The following is a 17433-nucleotide window of genomic DNA, read 5'->3' on the forward strand; positions in this document are numbered from 1 at the left end:
TATTATTACTTTGAGAAGACTAACCGCAATTACACAAACATTTTGTTCTTTTTTCCCACAAAACAGAAGCAAGTATCAATATTATTCCTATCTTTGCCGAGCAATTTAATAGAAGTTATACTGAATAAATTTATGAGCTACCTGATAACACCTGAAGGTTACAAACCTTTATTGGACCTAAAACAGACTGAATTAGGGATTAAACAAATTAAAGAGTTCTTCCAATTGAACCTCTCTTCCGAACTGCGCCTGCGACGTGTGACAGCTCCACTGTTCGTATTGAAAGGAATGGGTATCAATGACGACCTCAATGGAGTGGAACGTGCCGTAACTTTCCCTATCAAAGATTTGGGCGACGCCAAAGCTGAAGTGGTGCACTCCCTCGCCAAATGGAAACGCCTCACGCTTGCCGAATACCATATCGAACCGGGATATGGCATCTACACAGACATGAATGCCATCCGTGCCGATGAAGAACTGGGCAATCTGCATTCCCTTTATGTAGACCAGTGGGACTGGGAACGCGTCATTACTGCCGAAGACCGCAATGTGGAATTCCTCAAGGAGATAGTAACCCGTATCTATGCAGCTATGGTGCGCACAGAATATATGGTATATGAGATGTATCCGCAAATCAAGCCTTGCCTGCCCCAGAAACTTCACTTTATCCATGCCGAAGAATTGCGCCAACTGTATCCGGACTTGGAACCCAAATGCCGCGAACATGCCATTTGCAAGAAATACGGTGCAGTGTTCATCATCGGTATCGGATGCAAGCTGAGCGACGGCAAGAAGCACGACGGACGCGCCCCGGACTACGACGACTATACCAGCAAAGGGCTGAACGACCTCCCCGGACTGAACGGTGACCTCCTGCTATGGGACCACATCCTGCAACGCAGCATCGAACTTTCCTCCATGGGTATCCGCGTAGACAAGGAAGCCCTGCTTCGCCAGCTCAAAGAGGAAGGCGAAGAGGAACGCCTGGAACTTTACTTCCACAAACGCTTGATGAATGATACACTGCCGCTTTCCATCGGTGGCGGTATAGGGCAGTCCCGCCTCTGTATGTTCTATCTGCGCAAGGCGCATATCGGTGAGATACAAGCCAGTATCTGGCCGGAAGATATGCGCAAAGAGTGCAAGGAACACAATATACACCTGATTTGATATACATTTATCCCGTCATATAATATAAAGTTCACCCCCTCAAAAGGTTGGACTTTATTTTTTATTTTGTACTTTAGCATCCGAAACTACTAACAGATCCAATTATGAATGTTCAAATAGAAGAAAGCTGGAAAGCACATCTGCAACCTGAATTTGAGAAAGATTATTTCCGTACATTGACTGATTTTGTACGGGACGAATATGGGAAATATGCAATATATCCTCCGGGAAAGCTGATATTCAATGCATTCAACCTATGCCCTTTTGACAAAGTAAAAGTCGTGATAATCGGTCAAGACCCCTATCATGGTCCGGGACAAGCACACGGACTTTGTTTCTCCGTAAATGACGGTGTTCCTTTCCCTCCTTCCTTACTTAATATTTTCAAGGAAATAAAAAATGACATTGGCACTGATGCCCCCACTACCGGCAATCTGACACGCTGGGCAGAGCAAGGCATATTGCTGCTCAATGCTACCCTCACCGTACGTGCACACCAAGCCGGTTCTCACCAAAACCGAGGTTGGGAAACATTTACAGATGCGGCTATCCGCATTCTCGCCGAAGAAAAAGAGCATCTTGTATTTATTCTTTGGGGAGCCTACGCCCAACGTAAAGGGGCATTCATCGACCGTAGCCGACATCTGGTACTTACCTCGGCACATCCATCTCCCCTATCCGCTTATAACGGCTTCTTCGGGAACAAGCATTTCAGCAAAACAAACGAGTATTTGCGGGAACATGGAGAGACGGAAATAATTTGGTAAACATCAATACCACTGAATATTACTCTGAGTCTGGCTTCTCTGTTCCCATTTCAAGTCTTGCAGGATACTTGCATTGGCACGGATGGTAAAGTTATAGTATTTCCAGCGTCCTAAAGGTGATATGGCAGCCGTCATGCTGAAACAGTGCAGGTCACGTGTGATGTTGAAAGCGGTCTGCGTTATCTCCTTCGCATTGAAGTCATAACCGGAATTGAAGCTGACAGCCCATTTATTGGTAAGCTTGACGTTACCGTTTATATTAAGGGAATTCAGGCTGAATTTGTACGGATAGCGCATGTTCTTACGATTAATGGGCTTACTGGTGTCTTCCGTAATATTGAAACCGGTACTGAAGTTGATAGACCAAGGCATCTTGAATACCTGATAGCCGTCAGCATCGGCAGCAGCCTTTTCCTTCTTCTTCTTCGGAGTGCCGTCCTCGGTAGTTTCCCCCTCCATGTCACCGTCTTCCTCCGTCGAGGCATTCTGGTCTTGGCCCTGCTCCTCGTCATCCTTCTGACCGGTGAAGAAGTTCCTTATTTTCTTCCACGAATCATTGTTCACGGTCCAACTGAACGACGTACCATATCCCGACCAACGACCGAAACGGCCATACGACCATTCCGTACGGTTACCGGGCACCACCCTTCCGTTCTCATCAAACTCGTAAGCATAAGTGGCAAAGGTAGAGCTCATACTCAACGTATAACTCTTGCTCAACTTCAGACGGAGATTAAAGCTCAAGTCACTCCAAGGACGCACCTGGGCAGCCGTGTTGTAACTGATACCCATACTCAAATCGTCAATCAGGCTCACCTTGCGGATAGAGTCATTCTTATCCTTGAACTTCATTTCAAGGTTATTGGAGATATTGAAACTGATAAGCCCCTGCTTTCCTCCACTTGGCGGACTGAACACCTGACCGGCATAATAGGAATACTGCACGGTATCGCGAATGCCGTTCTGGTCTTTTATATAAGAGTCATAATAGCCAAAACGGGACGAAGTGAAATCGGGCGCAGCGCTGAAACTGATGGAGGGAGTGATGACGTGACGTATCTGTATCTCCTTCTTCTTCATGAACAATGGCTTGTACATACCATAAACTTTGGTATTGATACCCAGACTGGCACTGTAGTCGTATACACGGTGAAAGCCGTAGGTCGTATCATTCACCTCCTTGCCTTGCTCATCGTCCCAGTCCTTCTTCACCTTGCGGGTGTACCAACGCTCCGTATAGTTTACGGTAGGCGTCACATTGAAGTACTTGAACAAAGTAAACGTGGCACTTACCGGAATCTCATGCTGCATACCGTTCTCCCAATCGCGTATCAAGTTCTTCTTGAACAACTGATTGTCCTTCGTCTTGATGCTGTTCTTCACACGGCCAGTATAGCGAACGGAAATCTTCTCATACCACTTTTCATCTCCCACTGCATGTTTGCGCTTGAAAGGGAAAATGGTACTCAAGGAAATGGTCATGTCCGGTAAAGTCACCGCGATAGAGGATTCGCTCATGGTCTGGGCAATATTACCTGAAGCGGAGATGCTCAGATGCTGGTCGGGAAAGTTACGCGAATAGCTGACACTGGAAGTCTTGGTATTCTGCGACATTGCCTGGGAGTTGTACATATTGCCGATATTGGTACGCTCATAACTACTGGTAGCAAAGTTCACACTGGCAGAAAAGGTAGAATTCGGACTCGCTTTCGGGTCCTGCCGGTGAGACCACACCACCTTGAAGTCTTTGGCAACCGAGTAGTCGGGCAAGCCTTTGTCACCGGTCTTGGTCACCTGATAGCTTGCCTGCAGCAAACCGGAATATTTGTAACGCTTCACATAGTTCGACTCCATATTCAGCGCCCAAGAACCTTTCGTGAAGATATCCGCCCGCAGCTTCAAGTCCATTTGGTCACTGATGGCGAAGTAATATCCACCGTCCGTCAGACCGAAGCCACGATTGGAGTCATCCATATAGGTAGGCATCAGAAAACCGGACTGGTAACTGCTAGAAAACGGGAAAAAGAAAAATGGAACGGCAAGCGGAAGCGGCACATCCTCTACTACCAGATAGGCAGGTCCCGTCACCACGTTCTTTTTCGGACGTACCTTGGCATAAGTCATCTGCATATAAAAATGGGGGTGGTCATGATGGTCACAAGTCGTGTAACGACCGCTCCTCATATAGAGTTCATCATTATTCCCTTTCTTAGCATTATTACCGGTCACGTATCCCTCGCCCTGCTGGCTGACAACATTGCTGATAAGACCTCTTTTACTCTTGAAGTTATAACGGATAGTATCGGTTTCGTAGGAGGTGTCCCCGTCTTTGAAGACCGGTCTTCCCTTGGCTGTTCCTACAGAATCGACCACGCCACGGGCAAAAACCGTACTGTTGTCCATATCCATAGAGATGACATCAGCCTCCAGGTCAGCACCCGGATAACTCACCTTTCCCTGGCCGTAAAGATGGGCAAAGCCACTCTGCGTAAATACAATGGAGTCATTGGCTTCGTAGGCTACGGGAGCATCCAATGCATCCTTCTTGGGAGGCGCAGCCGCTACCGTATCTTGTTGCAACGAATCGGCAGGAAGCCCCTTTCCCCCTTGCAGGAAGTCTCCCATCTGCAAACTATCCCCTACCTGCAACGTGTCTGTCCGCTGAATATTCGGAGGCGCGACCTTCGCTCTACGGCGCTGAGAAGCAGCCCCACCGGAGAGAAGAAGCAAGACGAATAGTAGTATGAATGATATGAATGTATTTGCTTTCAATGGCGTCATTAACTAATAGTTTACGCTTGGAGGGGCAAAAGTACATAATTTATACGGATAATCTCCCTTTTTAAAGAAATTTAGATTGCTACAAGAACTGTTCGCACCAATTATCAAAGCGCCGTACCCCTTCTTCACCATAACGTTCCAAACTTTTACGGGCTTTTTCTACACTTTTCTCCTTTTCCAAATGAGTTTTTGAATAAAACTTATCGGCAAAACAGATAGCTTGTTCTTCCAAGCTGACCGGAACCATTTCACGATGCGGTACGGGCAAATCCTGCGCAATGATTCCCTCCAATGAAAGTCCGGCACCCGTATGGCGTTCACAAACCAAAGCATGGCGGGGATAGCCTTCGCCGCGTATCAGGTCGGCTCCCAAATAACCGTGACAGATATAAGGCTTGTCGCCAAAACAATGGATACCTGCCGCATCTGTAAGAAAAATGCCTATATCGTGCAGCATGGCAGCCTCGTACAGAAAATCCTTATCCAATGAAAGTTCCGGATGGCGGTCGGCAATCCATAACGACTTGTCGGCTACGGAACGGCTGTGCGTCAACAGTATATGCCGCAACTCATTCTCTTCCGGATAATATTTGTTAATGATATCTATCGGATTCATTTTAAGTTATGAGTTATGAGTTATAAATTATGGGTTATGAATGTCAATCGCCCTAAATTTATACATGCAGATTTCATTACGCATATCACAACTGCGTCTGTCTGTACGGAATATCTTTTCCAGATGATACGTCTGTTCCAGCTCTCCCAACATATTCTCCTCCTCCTTTACGGGAACCAACAAATAGCCCTCCCCGCTGGACGGACGTTCCTTTTCAATGTGCCGCATGCGGTCTTTCAGATAGAAGTTAACACCATAGAAACTCATTTTCGAGTAAGAATAGACCACACCTTCCGGAACATACGTATTGACCCTTTCAGCCAAATGTTTATCTGATTTCACAGCCAGCACCGTGGGCTGATAAACCGAATCCAATGATACGAAAAGGCAGAGCATACATCCTGCTATGCCATATAATAATGACCGGCTATCCGCACGCTTTATCACCATGCGTAATGTGCAGACAGCGGCTACTACGGGAAGCGCTACCAGGAGCCACTTGGGAACAGACAAAGCCACATCCTCCAACGCATGCATAAAGGCTACATTCTCAGCGGCATGGCGTCCGCTTCCAAAAACGCTGTCGGGAACCAGGCCGAGACGAACTACGACAAAAACAAGCGTAAGCAACAAGCCCAAAGAAGCAAAGATGATTGCACAAATCCTGAAAACTCGTGCCCCCTTTTGTACCAAAGCCAACAGATACTCAGCTATCAGCACTGCCATAAACGGATAGATGGGAAGCAGATAAACGCTCCGCTTACTCTTGGGGATGCAGTAGAAGACAAAGATTATCAGAATGACCAGCCACGTGAACAATTGTACCGGAGACTGGTTGCGGAAAGCAGTCCAGCCCTTCTTCAACCGCAACAGCAGGGTCTCCCCTTCCGGCAGACAACGCATGTTTTTCCACTTCAAGCCAAACAAGGAAATTACCAGAACCAACGTCCAGGGAATCCATCCCCAAATCAAAGTCAGGAAATTATACCATATAGGATTTTCATGGGACTCGTAGGACATTTTGCCCATAAACCGCCCGGTATTCTCCTCCAGAACCAAATCGAGGAACGGTTGTCCACCTTGTCTGTAAGCTACGTATACCCAAGCTAAATAAGGAACAAAAGAAAGCAAGCCGATACCTACCAACGAGAAAAACGCTTTCCAGAAAGAACGTCCGCACAACAACTGATACACACCGATACACGCGCAAGGGAATATGGAGCCTACCGGCCCTTTGGTCAACGTGGCACATCCCATCAGCAACACCGCAAGCCAGGGCACTCCGCGGCATCCCTTCTCATCCCAGCGGAACAGCAGACAAAGGGAAATAACGATAAAGGCAACCTGAACCATATCGACCCGACAAGCGACAGCCGCCCGATGCACCTCGAAAGAAGACAAAAGAAGAATAGAGGCCAGAAACGCCGTTTGAACGTTTTTACGTTTTGCCACAAAGGCAAAGAACATCAACTGCATGGCTAAAAAAGCCAATGCAGACGGGAAACGGGCGGAAAACTCCGTCACCTCTCCAAAAAGGGAAGAGACGGCGGCTATTGACCAGTAGAAGAAAGGGGGTTTATAAGCAATATCAGTACCATAGTTCACCGGAAGTATCCAGTTTCCACTTTCCAGCATAGAAAGGGCAACAATCGCCTCCCGCGGTTCCCCCTTGGAATAAAAAATGGTTTCTCCCAGAAAGGGAACAACCACAAGCACACTCAGCAGCGCAATAAACCAGAACGCCTTCTTTCTGTCCGACATACCTTATTTGTTTTTTATGTTTTCTGGACGCAAAGATAGCGCAAACCGAAAGCAGATGCAAATTTATTTGCAATTTGCTGAGATGCAGCTTAATTTCGCAAAGCAAAATTACAAATAATTCTGAAACAATGCCTAACTTTGCCGCCCCAATGATAATGGCAACAGAGAGTAGATATTTAATGTTAAGATGAAGCGGCTGAAACAACTACCGGAATTTGTACGCTTCGTAATGGTGGGCATCTTTGCGACAGCTCTGCACTACGGATTGTATTTTGTATTACAACGGGTTATCAATGTAAACATAGCCTATACACTGGGATATGCTCTCAGCTTCATCGCCAATTTCTATCTGACTGCTTACTTTACCTTCGGCCGAAAGCCCTCATGGAGAAAAGCCTTCGGATTTGGAGGAGCACACTTATGCAGCTATCTGCTACACATGGGGTTGCTGAACCTCTCTCTCTGGATGGGCATCCCCAAACCTCTGGCCCCCATTCCGGTTTTCGCCATCGCCATTCCGGTCAACTTCTTACTCGTACGTTTCGTTTTCAAAAGAAAAGAGTGATAATTTGTTTTTCTCCCGATTTCTTACGAATATTGCAAAAAGATTTGTTCTATGATGGAAAACTCTCCCATACTCGCCGTTGTCGTACCTTGCTACAAAGAAGAGGCAGTGCTGCATGAAACCCATAAACGATTGAGCCAATTATTCGACCGGCTGATACAAGCCCGGCAAATTTCCCCGGAAAGCTATATATTATATGTAAACGACGGAAGCACCGACCAGACATGGGCTATCATCAAAGAACTGCACCAAAATACGGCCTATGCCTGCGGACTGAACCTGGCAGGAAACGTAGGACACCAGAATGCCCTGCTGGCAGGACTCAATGCAGTAAAAGAGCGTTGCGAGATAGCCATCTCCATTGATGCAGACTTGCAAGATGACATCCAGGTGATTCCGGACATGATAAACAGCTATAAAGCGGGCAATGACATCGTTTATGGCGTACGTAAAGAACGGAAGACCGACACTTTCTTCAAACGCAACACCGCTTTGGTCTTTTATCGGCTGATGAAGGCAATGGGGGTAAAATCCGTCTACAACCATGCCGACTACCGCCTGATGAGCCAGCGGGCTATACAACACCTATGCCGCTTCCGCGAGCGCAACCTTTTTCTTCGGGGGCTGGTTCCCCTCATCGGCTACCAGACGGACAGCGTGTACTACAATCGTGACAAGCGTTTTGCCGGAGAATCAAAGTACCCTTTCCGGAAGATGCTCAACTTTGCCATTGACGGCATCACTTCTTTTTCCGTCAAACCAGTCCGTATGATTTTTTGGATAGGCTGCATATTTATTCTTGTGGCACTATGTGTCACCGGATGGACACTTCACTCCTACACACAGCATAACACCGTTCCCGGATGGTCATCACTGATGATTTCCGTCTGGTTGGTAGGAGGCGTGATACTTGTGTCCTTGGGAATTGTGGGCGAATACATCGGCAAAATATACATTGAAGTGAAAGACCGACCGCGCTACAATGAAGAAGAGCTTCTGATGCCATCCGACAAAACAGAATAAAAGAAGCCCATCATCATTCTACACAAAAGTTTAAAAAAGGAAAAACACTTATCACGCTATCACACTATAATAAAGGTATAGGGAACAGTATGTGTCTTTCTTGCCGACAAGTTGGCAAGATTTTGCCACCCTATTGGCAAGACTTTGCCACCGCGTTGGCAAAACTTTGCCATAGGCATGGCAAAAGTTTGCCAAAAGCATGGCAATGGGTTGGCAAAATTACTCTCTGGCAGACAATGAGTTAACATAACTATCAAAATCGTATCGTCACATCAGTTTATATCAAAAAACACAAAATCGCTTGCGAAAGCGACATAAATGCCGTATCTTAGTACACGTGCAAGCAAACCATTTTGCTTACACATGATAAAAATCTGCTTATGGGAACATTAGGCTGCATCAATGACATGCTACAAAGGGATAAAGAGAACCGTGCTCTCCGCAAGTTGAGCAGAGGACGGATGCGGGAGCACTACAAATACCTTGTAGAAAGGAAAGGTCCTGAGAGAGCCGATGTAACCATTGAGGAAATAGAAAAAATCCGAAGAAATACTACTGAAAAGGAATTGTCAGATAAAGAACATCTATTCAGGGCAAAGACGATTCTTGCAGCATGTGCTTTAGTCTTGCTTTTATTGGGAGTACTTTGTTATAAATTGTTCTTATAAGCAGGTCTGAAACCAATTGGCAAGAAATCTACCCGGTTAAATTCATCAGCCATTGGCTGGCGATTGAAAGCAGATTCCCATGCTTCATAAAAATTCGCATACTTTTTATATTCGAAGCAGAGAATCAACAACTTGATTTTCCTAAACCAATAAATTAGAAATGAAAAGATTATCTTTGCAAACACAATAAATACATTGAAAGACTTTCTGTTAGAACATGGAACATCTAAAAGCATACATTTTAGCACTTAAAAACATGAATACAGATTTTACAATTAGAATTGCCCAACAGCCTGATGCCCTTGAACTTATGAGTTTGTTTCAAGAGACAGTCCTCCATATAAACAAACGTGACTATTCAGAAGCAGAAGTGGCAGATTGGGCATCGTGCGGAAACGACCTCTCCCACATAAAAGACATGATTAAGACACATTATTTTATTGTGGCAACCAATCAACAGTCACAGATTGTCGGCTTTTCATCCATTACCCACCAAGGATATTTGCATTCTATGTTTGTTCATAAAGATTTTCAAGGTAAAGGCATTGCTACCATACTTCTAAATGAGATAGAACGGTATGCAACCGCAAGAGGAATCATGCGAATTACATCAGAAGTAAGCCTGACAGCCCGTCCATTCTTTGAGAAAAGAGGCTATATAGTAGAAGTGGAACAGAAACGCAAAGCCAACCAACTTTATCTCACCAATTTTTGGATGGCGAAAAGGCTGGCTGAATGAAATCGTATAACGGACGTATTCCTGCTTGTGGTGTCTTTTGTGGTGGTTGTCCCATATACACAAGAGAAAAAAGTCCCTGCAAAGGAGCAGAACAGAATGGTTCTCGCTGTGAAAAATGTAAAACATTCCATTTATGTTGCTTGGAAAAAAGAATAACACATTGTTTCCAATGTTCTGATTTCCCATGTACTAAATTCAAAAGATTTACCAAACGTTGGCTAAAATACGGACAAAACTTCATTGAAAACCAAAAGCTTTTAAAAAACGTAGGTGAAGTTAAATTTTTAAAGTATTATAATGAGAGAGTCCACGACCAGCTTACCAACAATGACAGAAAATCAGGAATAAAACAATAATTTTGTACCTTTCGAAAAACATGTGTTGTAAATGACAGATTTTAATTCATACATGGGCAATATAGACACTGACTTTTTTAGGGAACTGTGTTTAAGAAACGGAGAACTACGGTATTATAAAAGAAATGAGTTTATCCTCCGAGAGGGAGAAGTCGGTTCTTTCTTCGGGTTTATTGTATCCGGTGTAATCAAATATACCTGCATCAACCAAACTGAAAACAAAACATATAATGTAGGTTTTTCTTTTGCCAATGAATTTATCTCTGATTATCCCAATTGTTTATACGACATAAAATCTGAATTGAATATACAAGCAATAACCCCATGTAGAATCTACATCTGTTCTTCCGAATTACTTCTACAAGAATTTGAAGAGAACAAAGAAAATCAACGAATAGCCCGTATTGCAGCCGAACAATTATTTTTTCAGTCGTATTCACGTTACTTGGATTTGTTCAGATTTACATCGGAAGAACGCTATCTCCAACTTCTTAAAAAATGTCCAGAAATCCTACAAATGGTACCCCTAAAAGAAATTGCGTCTTACTTGAAAATAACCCCTATTCATATGAGCCGCATCAGACACAAACAGAGTTTTGACAGCAAAAAATAAACATAGGTTTAGAAATTCAACCATTTAACAATATTCCAAGATAATATTGATTCTGTCAGGAAGTTCTCTTTTATTTTTGCCCTATCCTTTGGCTGATTCAGCGAAAGGCAGGAATGAAAGGAGTTAAACATAGAGTCCTATATATGAGAACAAGAAAAGTATTTAGAATGCCACTTGATAAAATTCTTTGTTTATCAGCCAATGCTATATTAACCATTATTGCACTATGGAGTATTGCATCAGTCTTTTTCGAAAACGCCACAATTGATTCTATAATAGCCCGTTTCAGCGTGGCTTCTGCCTGCATGGCCAACCTATTTTCAAAACATCGTCTTATCCGGATAATATTCCTCATTATGGCATTTGTACTGATAATTGTTGCAACCGCCCTCTATGTCCATAAAGCAAATAAGATGTAAAATACTCAGCAGTTATTCCGTCTCATTTTTCCTTTTCTTCCACAGCTGATAACTATTGATTATATTCTGCCACAGCACATACGATCCCGGACCGACGGAAGATAACGGATTAAGATAAGTATATGCCATCCAGATGGCAAGCACCGTATTCTTTTGCCCCAGCGCCTGCCCTCCGCTAATGCGCTCACCATAATGACCGCCGATTCTCTTTCCCAAATAGAATTGTATACAGCAGGTTATCAGTCCCGCCAGGGCTATCAGCAGTTCAACAAATACCGGTGCATCACTATTGACCAATGAACGTACCGTCTGCCCTGAGACAATGGCAAGAGCTACCGCCCACAAATAGAAGGCTGCATCATGGAAACCCAACAGAAAATGATGCACCTTCGGCACAAACGCACGCAGAAACCATGCCAGCAAGAAAGGACAAAGCAGCAATGGAAAGACTTTACTCAGAATTTTCAGGAATGCAACAAAAAAAGTAATGTCAGCATGAGGCTCCACCAACGGGAAAACCAAAGGAACAGCCACAGCCGCCAGAAGATTGGACAACAACGTATAGGTCGTCAGGCTGGATGCGCTTCCACCCAGTTTACCGGTAATGACAGCCGCAGCAGTCGCAGTGGGACAAATGAGGCAGACCATCGCACCTTCAAACACTTCCCGGTAGACCTCCTCCATAGGACAACACACCAACAATACCGCAACAATCAAGCAAGAAACCGTCTGGAACAGCAGTAACCATCCATGCCACGATTTGGGTTTCAGTTCATGCACCTCCACCTTGCAGAAAGTGAGCAGAAGTTGGGAAAAAATCAAAAGCGGAGTCAGGAAAGCCACTAACCCATTCACATAAGGTTTGGCAGGCGCCACAAAAGGAATGTCTGCAAAAAAGAAATATCCCAAAGTACCGGCAAGCATTGCCAAAGGCAACGTCCAGTTCTTTATAAAACGAACCAGCATACTTGATTTGCTATTTTAATTATCTGCCGCAAAGTTACGCATATTATCAATACATTGAGCCACTAATTACTCAAACACAGACATTAATTACACTAAAAATGAGAAGAAGAACAATAAAACTGAACATAATCCATTAGTTTTCTATAAATTTCCACTACATTTGCCAAGCGAAAAGGAAGCATTGTCTTTGCTACAATTATATGAAACTATACAGACGATACATATTATATATAAGTATATGCTTAGGGCTGCTTATCTCCCCCTTTTGCAGTGGCAGCGCTGAAGCGAAAGACTTTGTTGTCGTTATAGACCCCGGACACGGTGGACACGACCCGGGTGCAGTGGGAAAAATTTCCAAAGAGAAGAATATCAACCTGAATGTAGCACTCAAACTTGGCAAACAAATCAAGAAGAACTGCCCTGATGTAAAAGTTATCTATACGCGGGACCGGGACATATTCATCCCCTTGGACCGGCGCGCTGAAATTGCCAATAACGCCAAAGCTGATTTGTTCATCTCCATACATACCAATGCCCTGGCCAAAAACCGGACGGCCAAAGGAGCCTCCACCTGGACACTGGGTCTGGCAAAATCGGATGCCAATCTGGAAGTAGCCAAGCGCGAAAATGCCGTTATCCTCTACGAAAGCGACTACAAGACGCGGTATGCCGGCTTCAATCCCAACTCGGCAGAGTCCTACATCATCTTCGAATTCATGCAAGACAAATACATGTCACAGAGTGTGCACCTCGCCTCCCTCGTACAAAAGCATTTCCGCCAAACCTGCAAACGTACAGATCGGGGCGTGCACCAGGCAGGTTTTCTGGTATTGAAGGCCAGTGCCATGCCAAGCATACTGGTGGAACTCGGATTCATCTCCACACCGGAAGAGGAACGGTACCTGAACACTGAAGCAGGAACCACCTCACTTGCCAACGGTATCTTCCGCGCTTTCCTCACCTATAAGCGCGAGCAGGAAATCCGGTTGAACGGAAGCAGCAATACCATTCTTCCGGAGGATGTACCCGAGCCCGTTCAAGAAGAAGGCAACGCAGCTACAGCGACACCGGAAAAGAAAAATGCACCTCAAGCGGAGAGTAACCAAGCTGCCCAACGCCCGCAAAGGTCAGAAAATGCAGCCGTTTCCCAAACAGAACAGAGCGGCATCGTGTTTAAGATACAGATACTCACTTCTTCACGTCCTCTGGCCAAGAATGACAAAAGACTGAAAGGACTGAAAGACGTGGATTATTATAAAGAAGGCGGAATCTACAAATATACGTACGGCGCATCACCCGATTACAACAAGGTGCTGCGCAGCAAACGTAGCATTACGGACAAATTCAAGGACGCATTCATCATTGCGTTCAAGAATGGAGAAAAGATAAACGTCAACACAGCCATCAGCGAATTTAAAAAGAACAGAAATAAATAACAAAAGATACATCATGAAGTATATTACAAAAGAAGTTAGAATAGGAATAGCAGGCATAGCTGCACTTTGCATATTGGTATACGGCATCAACTACCTGAAAGGGATAAATATGTTCAAGCCCTCCAGCTATTTCTACGTGAAATTCCAGAATGTCAATGGGCTGACAAAATCCAGCCCGGTCTTTGCCGACGGCTTCCGCGTGGGTATTGTCCGCGACTTGTACTACGACTATACCCAACCGGGCAAAGTCGTTGCCGAAATAGATGTTGACCCAGAGCTGCGCATTCCCAAAGGAAGTACGGCAGAACTGGCAGCCGAAATGCTTGGCGGCGTAAAGATGAACCTGCTGCTTGCCAATAACCCACGGGAGAAATACCAGATTGGAGACACAATCCCCGGCGTGCTGAACAACGGAATGATGGAAAAAGTTGCCACCATGATGCCGCAAGTAGAGAAGATGCTGCCCAAGCTGGATTCCATCCTCGCATCCTTAAATGTCATACTAGCCGACCCCGCCATCCCTGCAACCTTGCATAACGTACAAGATTTAACAGCAAGTATGGCCGTCACAAGCCGCCAGTTGCAAACTCTAATGAAGGATGATATTCCACAACTGACCGGCAAGCTCAATACCATTGGAGACAACTTTGCACTCATTTCCAACAACTTAAAGGAGATAGATTATGCTGCCGCCATGCAAAAGGTAGACGCAACTTTGAACAATGTAAAAATGATTACAGACAAATTGAACCAGAAAGACAATACCGTCGGACTTTTGCTAAACGACCCTTCTCTATATAATAATCTGAACGCCACCACTGCCAACGCAGCAAGTTTATTGGAAGACTTGAAATCGCATCCGAAACGATACGTCCATTTCTCCCTATTCGGCAAGAAAGATAAGTAAAAGATGGACGTTATATAGATTTTGTCTAAATAATAAGTCTATAAAGGAATTAAAAGGAAAGCCCTCATTTGCTCTATACAAGGAGCGAAAAAGGGCTTTTTCCTGCTCTGGGCACAGAAAGAAAACAAGAGACGCAAAGCTACATAAACCACTATATGACAAAGTATTAGATAAATGCAACACACCTTATATAAGGAGTATACTCATAGTAACCGATAAGTAGCTGAAAGTAAAGAGCTTATTACTTTCCCTAAAAACGCAAGAAAAAAAAGGATTTGTTTTTCTCGAATAAGATTGCCAATTTTGCAATCGTAGAAGTTATGCTTAATTAATAAATGTATTTATAGCCGTTATGAGTGAAATAGATCATGTCGGGCTGTGGAACCGCTGTCTTGAAATCATCAGAGACAATGTTCCGGAGCAGACATACAAAACATGGTTTCTTCCCATCATACCTTTAAAATATGAAGACAAAACGCTGGTCGTACAAGTGCCCAGCCAGTTCTTCTATGAGTTTTTGGAGGACAAATTTGTTGATTTGTTGCGCAAGACTCTCTATAAGGTCATTGGTGAGGGAACTAAATTGATGTATAACGTAATGGTGGACAAGAGCTCGCGGAAAACCGTCGACCTGGAGTCTACACAGCGTACCATCATACCGCAAAAACAAGTGATGGACAAAAGGATTCCGCAGATTCCCGTCCCCGAACTTGACCCGCACCTTAATCCAGAATACAACTTTGAAACCTTCATCGAAGGTTACAGCAACAAGCTATCGCGCAGCGTTGCAGAAGCTGTCGCTCTCAATCCGGCTAAAACAATCTTCAATCCGCTGTTCCTATACGGAGCATCAGGTGTAGGCAAAACCCATCTTGCCAATGCTATCGGAACCAAAATCAAGGAACTATACCCGGAGAAAAGGGTATTGTATGTATCCGCACACCTATTCCAAGTGCAATACACCGATTCCGTACGTAACAATACGACTAACGACTTCATCAACTTCTACCAGACCATTGATATTCTAATCATTGATGATATTCAGGAATTTGCCGGCGTGACCAAAACGCAGAATACATTCTTCCATATCTTCAACCATCTGCATCAGAACGGCAAGCAGCTCATCCTCACTTCCGACCGTGCACCGGTATTGCTGCAGGGCATGGAAGAGCGTCTGATTACACGTTTTAAATGGGGAATGGTGGCTGAGCTGGAGAAACCTACCGTAGAACTCCGCAAGAACATTCTGCGCAACAAGATACACCGTGACGGCCTGCAGTTCCCCCAGGAAGTGATTGACTATATTGCAGAGAACGTGGGCGACAGTGTACGTGACCTGGAGGGCATCGTCATTTCCATTATGGCGCATTCCACCATATACAATAAAGAAATAGACCTGGAACTGACGCAACGTATCGTCCGCAAGGTAGTGAACAGCGAAAGCAAGGCAGTGACTGTCGATGAAATCATCAACACCGTATGCAAGCACTTCGGATTGGAAACTGCCACCATCCACACAAAATCCAGAAAGCGGGAAGTGGTGCAAGCACGACAAATAGCCATGTATTTAGCCAAAAACTATACAGACTTCTCTACAGCAAAAATCGGTGCGCTAATTGGACATAAAGACCATGCCACTGTATTGCATGCATGTAAAACCATCAAAGAGCTGAAAGAGGTAGACAAATCATTCCGTGCGGAAATTGACGAGATTCAAGCCGCACTGAAAAAAGGATAAGAATAAGGATAAGGGATTAAATGCAGCTAAGTATGCATTAGCTTAACCCCTTATCCCTAATCCTTAATTTTCAAAATCCCTGCTTTTTCATTATCTTCCAAAGATTCTCCGACATTGCCTCACTGTCTTTCTTCGTATAACGCACATCTGTAAAGACCTGCGCCAGCGTTTCCTTATTGTTCTCCAAGATGAACTGCTTGTTCTCAGGAAGCGATTCTTTATAGGCATACAACCGGTCAATGTCCTGAGGAGTATAATCATGATAAACCTCTTCGTGTACAATGGCCTCCAGCGGCAAACGGTCCACTTGTTCCGGCTGTTCGGCAGGCCATCCCACTGTGACTGTCGTGATGGGAAACACCAATTCCGGTAACTCCAACGCTTCGACAATCATCTGAGGGTTGTAAGTGGTAGTTCCCAGATAGCAAATGCCCAACCCCTTCTCCTCGGCAGCCACACAAAAAGTCTGTGCCACCAGCAAGGTATCGACAGCCCCCGTCACAAACCACTCAAAGTTGTTGTATCCCGGCTCAGCCTTACGTTGCTCACACCACTTGCTGAAGCGGCGCAAATCTATGCAGAAAGTAAGCACTACCGGCGCCGTCCGAACCATCGGCTGATTGAAATGTGCAGGCGCCAGTTTGGCTTTACGCTCTGCATCACGCGTCACAATCACACTATAAACCTGCATGTTCCCGACTGTAGAAGCCCGGAAAGAGGTTTCAAGCAAATCATTTAACAAATCAGCAGAAATATCCTTCTGCTGGTATTTTCGGATTGTTCTCCTTTGTTTCAAGCTTTCCATTCTTTCTTTTTTTGCAAAGATAATGTAATCCACGAACAATTCATTCAAGAGTTCACACTTTTTTTATCATCATATATCCGGAATAAAATACATCTTTTCAACA

The 17433-nt window shown here is 44.6% G+C and carries 17 protein-coding genes; 12 read left to right on the forward strand and 5 right to left on the reverse strand.

The annotated features are described in order from the left end of the window. Positions 1–132 precede the first annotated feature (132 nt). Both asnA and ung read left to right on the forward strand, forming a co-directional pair. A complete protein-coding gene (asnA, locus tag ACESTD_RS07675) occupies positions 133–1170 on the forward strand; it encodes an aspartate--ammonia ligase (RefSeq protein WP_008664075.1) in 1038 nt (345 codons plus the stop codon). 104 nt (positions 1171–1274) lie between these two features. After that, positions 1275–1937 carry a uracil-DNA glycosylase gene (ung, locus tag ACESTD_RS07680; protein WP_005827240.1) on the forward strand — a complete coding sequence of 221 codons (663 nt, stop codon included), beginning with the start codon at positions 1275–1277 and terminating at the stop codon, positions 1935–1937. A 3-nt stretch (positions 1938–1940) separates the two neighbouring features. Here ung and ACESTD_RS07685 read toward each other — a convergent pair whose 3' ends face one another. The 3 genes from ACESTD_RS07685 to ACESTD_RS07695 form a co-directional block, all read right to left on the reverse strand. Beyond that, positions 1941–4718, reverse strand: coding sequence for a putative LPS assembly protein LptD (locus ACESTD_RS07685; RefSeq protein WP_373158743.1), 2778 nt, complete (start codon positions 4716–4718; stop codon positions 1941–1943). Positions 4719–4797: 79 nt separating this feature from the next. Beyond that, on the reverse strand, positions 4798–5334 hold the full coding sequence (locus ACESTD_RS07690) for an HD domain-containing protein (RefSeq protein WP_005827246.1): 537 nt from the start codon (positions 5332–5334) through the stop codon (positions 4798–4800). A gap of 27 nt (positions 5335–5361) precedes the next feature. After that, on the reverse strand, positions 5362–7095 hold the full coding sequence (locus ACESTD_RS07695; protein WP_195288865.1) for a glycosyltransferase family 39 protein: 1734 nt from the start codon (positions 7093–7095) through the stop codon (positions 5362–5364). A gap of 187 nt (positions 7096–7282) precedes the next feature. Between ACESTD_RS07695 and ACESTD_RS07700 the strand changes: the two genes are divergently transcribed. The 7 genes from ACESTD_RS07700 to ACESTD_RS07730 all read left to right on the forward strand — a co-directional run bounded on the left by ACESTD_RS07700 (position 7283) and on the right by ACESTD_RS07730 (position 11478). Beyond that, the gene (locus ACESTD_RS07700; RefSeq protein ID WP_005833184.1) at positions 7283–7660 is read left to right on the forward strand and encodes a GtrA family protein; all 378 of its coding nucleotides are present in this window, start codon (positions 7283–7285) and stop codon (positions 7658–7660) included. 51 nt (positions 7661–7711) lie between these two features. Beyond that, positions 7712–8683, forward strand: coding sequence for a glycosyltransferase family 2 protein (locus ACESTD_RS07705; protein WP_044467808.1), 972 nt, complete (start codon positions 7712–7714; stop codon positions 8681–8683). A gap of 380 nt (positions 8684–9063) precedes the next feature. Beyond that, entirely contained in the window at positions 9064–9351 is a 288-nt protein-coding gene (locus tag ACESTD_RS07710; RefSeq protein ID WP_022401420.1) for a hypothetical protein, read from the forward strand. 256 nt (positions 9352–9607) lie between these two features. Further along, entirely contained in the window at positions 9608–10090 is a 483-nt protein-coding gene (locus ACESTD_RS07715; protein ID WP_061411343.1) for a GNAT family N-acetyltransferase, read from the forward strand. Next, a complete protein-coding gene (locus tag ACESTD_RS07720; protein WP_057097562.1) occupies positions 10087–10446 on the forward strand; it encodes a DUF3795 domain-containing protein in 360 nt (119 codons plus the stop codon). The genes ACESTD_RS07715 and ACESTD_RS07720 overlap by 4 nt, the downstream gene beginning before the upstream one ends. Before the next feature lie 31 nt (positions 10447–10477). Further along, positions 10478–11059: a Crp/Fnr family transcriptional regulator gene (locus ACESTD_RS07725; protein ID WP_195288866.1), complete on the forward strand. Its 582-nt coding sequence runs from the start codon at positions 10478–10480 to the stop codon at positions 11057–11059. A 143-nt stretch (positions 11060–11202) separates the two neighbouring features. Continuing rightward, positions 11203–11478, forward strand: coding sequence for a hypothetical protein (locus ACESTD_RS07730; RefSeq protein ID WP_005833197.1), 276 nt, complete (start codon positions 11203–11205; stop codon positions 11476–11478). 12 nt (positions 11479–11490) lie between these two features. On the opposite strand, the gene ACESTD_RS07735 is transcribed toward ACESTD_RS07730, so the two are convergent. Further along, positions 11491–12444 carry a transporter gene (locus ACESTD_RS07735; protein WP_035449132.1) on the reverse strand — a complete coding sequence of 318 codons (954 nt, stop codon included), beginning with the start codon at positions 12442–12444 and terminating at the stop codon, positions 11491–11493. A gap of 200 nt (positions 12445–12644) precedes the next feature. Between ACESTD_RS07735 and ACESTD_RS07740 the strand changes: the two genes are divergently transcribed. The 3 genes from ACESTD_RS07740 to dnaA all read left to right on the forward strand — a co-directional run bounded on the left by ACESTD_RS07740 (position 12645) and on the right by dnaA (position 16525). Continuing rightward, complete coding sequence (locus ACESTD_RS07740) at positions 12645–13880, forward strand: N-acetylmuramoyl-L-alanine amidase (RefSeq protein WP_005827280.1); 1236 nt, start codon at positions 12645–12647, stop codon at positions 13878–13880. A gap of 13 nt (positions 13881–13893) precedes the next feature. Beyond that, complete coding sequence (locus ACESTD_RS07745) at positions 13894–14787, forward strand: MlaD family protein (protein ID WP_005827282.1); 894 nt, start codon at positions 13894–13896, stop codon at positions 14785–14787. A 352-nt stretch (positions 14788–15139) separates the two neighbouring features. Beyond that, on the forward strand, positions 15140–16525 hold the full coding sequence (dnaA, locus tag ACESTD_RS07750) for a chromosomal replication initiator protein DnaA (protein ID WP_061411268.1): 1386 nt from the start codon (positions 15140–15142) through the stop codon (positions 16523–16525). Positions 16526–16595: 70 nt separating this feature from the next. Here the strand turns inward: dnaA and ACESTD_RS07755 are convergent, their stop codons facing one another. Next, entirely contained in the window at positions 16596–17330 is a 735-nt protein-coding gene (locus ACESTD_RS07755; protein WP_044468986.1) for an NADPH-dependent oxidoreductase, read from the reverse strand. Positions 17331–17433: the final 103 nt, after the last annotated feature.

Source organism: Bacteroides sp. AR20 (genome assembly GCF_964250605.1).
In the GTDB taxonomy this organism is placed as follows: Bacteria; Bacteroidota; Bacteroidia; order Bacteroidales; family Bacteroidaceae; genus Bacteroides; species Bacteroides uniformis.

What these genes read in the sequence shown, in the direction of transcription:
- asnA (WP_008664075.1), top strand. Translation starts at nt 133, where the DNA reads ATGAGCTACCTGATAACACCTGAAGGTTACAAACCTTTATTGGACCTA.
- ung (WP_005827240.1), top strand. Translation starts at nt 1,275, where the DNA reads ATGAATGTTCAAATAGAAGAAAGCTGGAAAGCACATCTGCAACCTGAA.
- ACESTD_RS07685 (WP_373158743.1), bottom strand. Translation starts at nt 4,718, where the DNA reads ATGACGCCATTGAAAGCAAATACATTCATATCATTCATACTACTATTC.
- ACESTD_RS07690 (WP_005827246.1), bottom strand. Translation starts at nt 5,334, where the DNA reads ATGAATCCGATAGATATCATTAACAAATATTATCCGGAAGAGAATGAG.
- ACESTD_RS07695 (WP_195288865.1), bottom strand. Translation starts at nt 7,095, where the DNA reads ATGTCGGACAGAAAGAAGGCGTTCTGGTTTATTGCGCTGCTGAGTGTG.
- ACESTD_RS07700 (WP_005833184.1), top strand. Translation starts at nt 7,283, where the DNA reads ATGAAGCGGCTGAAACAACTACCGGAATTTGTACGCTTCGTAATGGTG.
- ACESTD_RS07705 (WP_044467808.1), top strand. Translation starts at nt 7,712, where the DNA reads ATGATGGAAAACTCTCCCATACTCGCCGTTGTCGTACCTTGCTACAAA.
- ACESTD_RS07710 (WP_022401420.1), top strand. Translation starts at nt 9,064, where the DNA reads ATGGGAACATTAGGCTGCATCAATGACATGCTACAAAGGGATAAAGAG.
- ACESTD_RS07715 (WP_061411343.1), top strand. Translation starts at nt 9,608, where the DNA reads ATGAATACAGATTTTACAATTAGAATTGCCCAACAGCCTGATGCCCTT.
- ACESTD_RS07720 (WP_057097562.1), top strand. Translation starts at nt 10,087, where the DNA reads ATGAAATCGTATAACGGACGTATTCCTGCTTGTGGTGTCTTTTGTGGT.
- ACESTD_RS07725 (WP_195288866.1), top strand. Translation starts at nt 10,478, where the DNA reads ATGACAGATTTTAATTCATACATGGGCAATATAGACACTGACTTTTTT.
- ACESTD_RS07730 (WP_005833197.1), top strand. Translation starts at nt 11,203, where the DNA reads ATGAGAACAAGAAAAGTATTTAGAATGCCACTTGATAAAATTCTTTGT.
- ACESTD_RS07735 (WP_035449132.1), bottom strand. Translation starts at nt 12,444, where the DNA reads ATGCTGGTTCGTTTTATAAAGAACTGGACGTTGCCTTTGGCAATGCTT.
- ACESTD_RS07740 (WP_005827280.1), top strand. Translation starts at nt 12,645, where the DNA reads ATGAAACTATACAGACGATACATATTATATATAAGTATATGCTTAGGG.
- ACESTD_RS07745 (WP_005827282.1), top strand. Translation starts at nt 13,894, where the DNA reads ATGAAGTATATTACAAAAGAAGTTAGAATAGGAATAGCAGGCATAGCT.
- dnaA (WP_061411268.1), top strand. Translation starts at nt 15,140, where the DNA reads ATGAGTGAAATAGATCATGTCGGGCTGTGGAACCGCTGTCTTGAAATC.
- ACESTD_RS07755 (WP_044468986.1), bottom strand. Translation starts at nt 17,330, where the DNA reads ATGGAAAGCTTGAAACAAAGGAGAACAATCCGAAAATACCAGCAGAAG.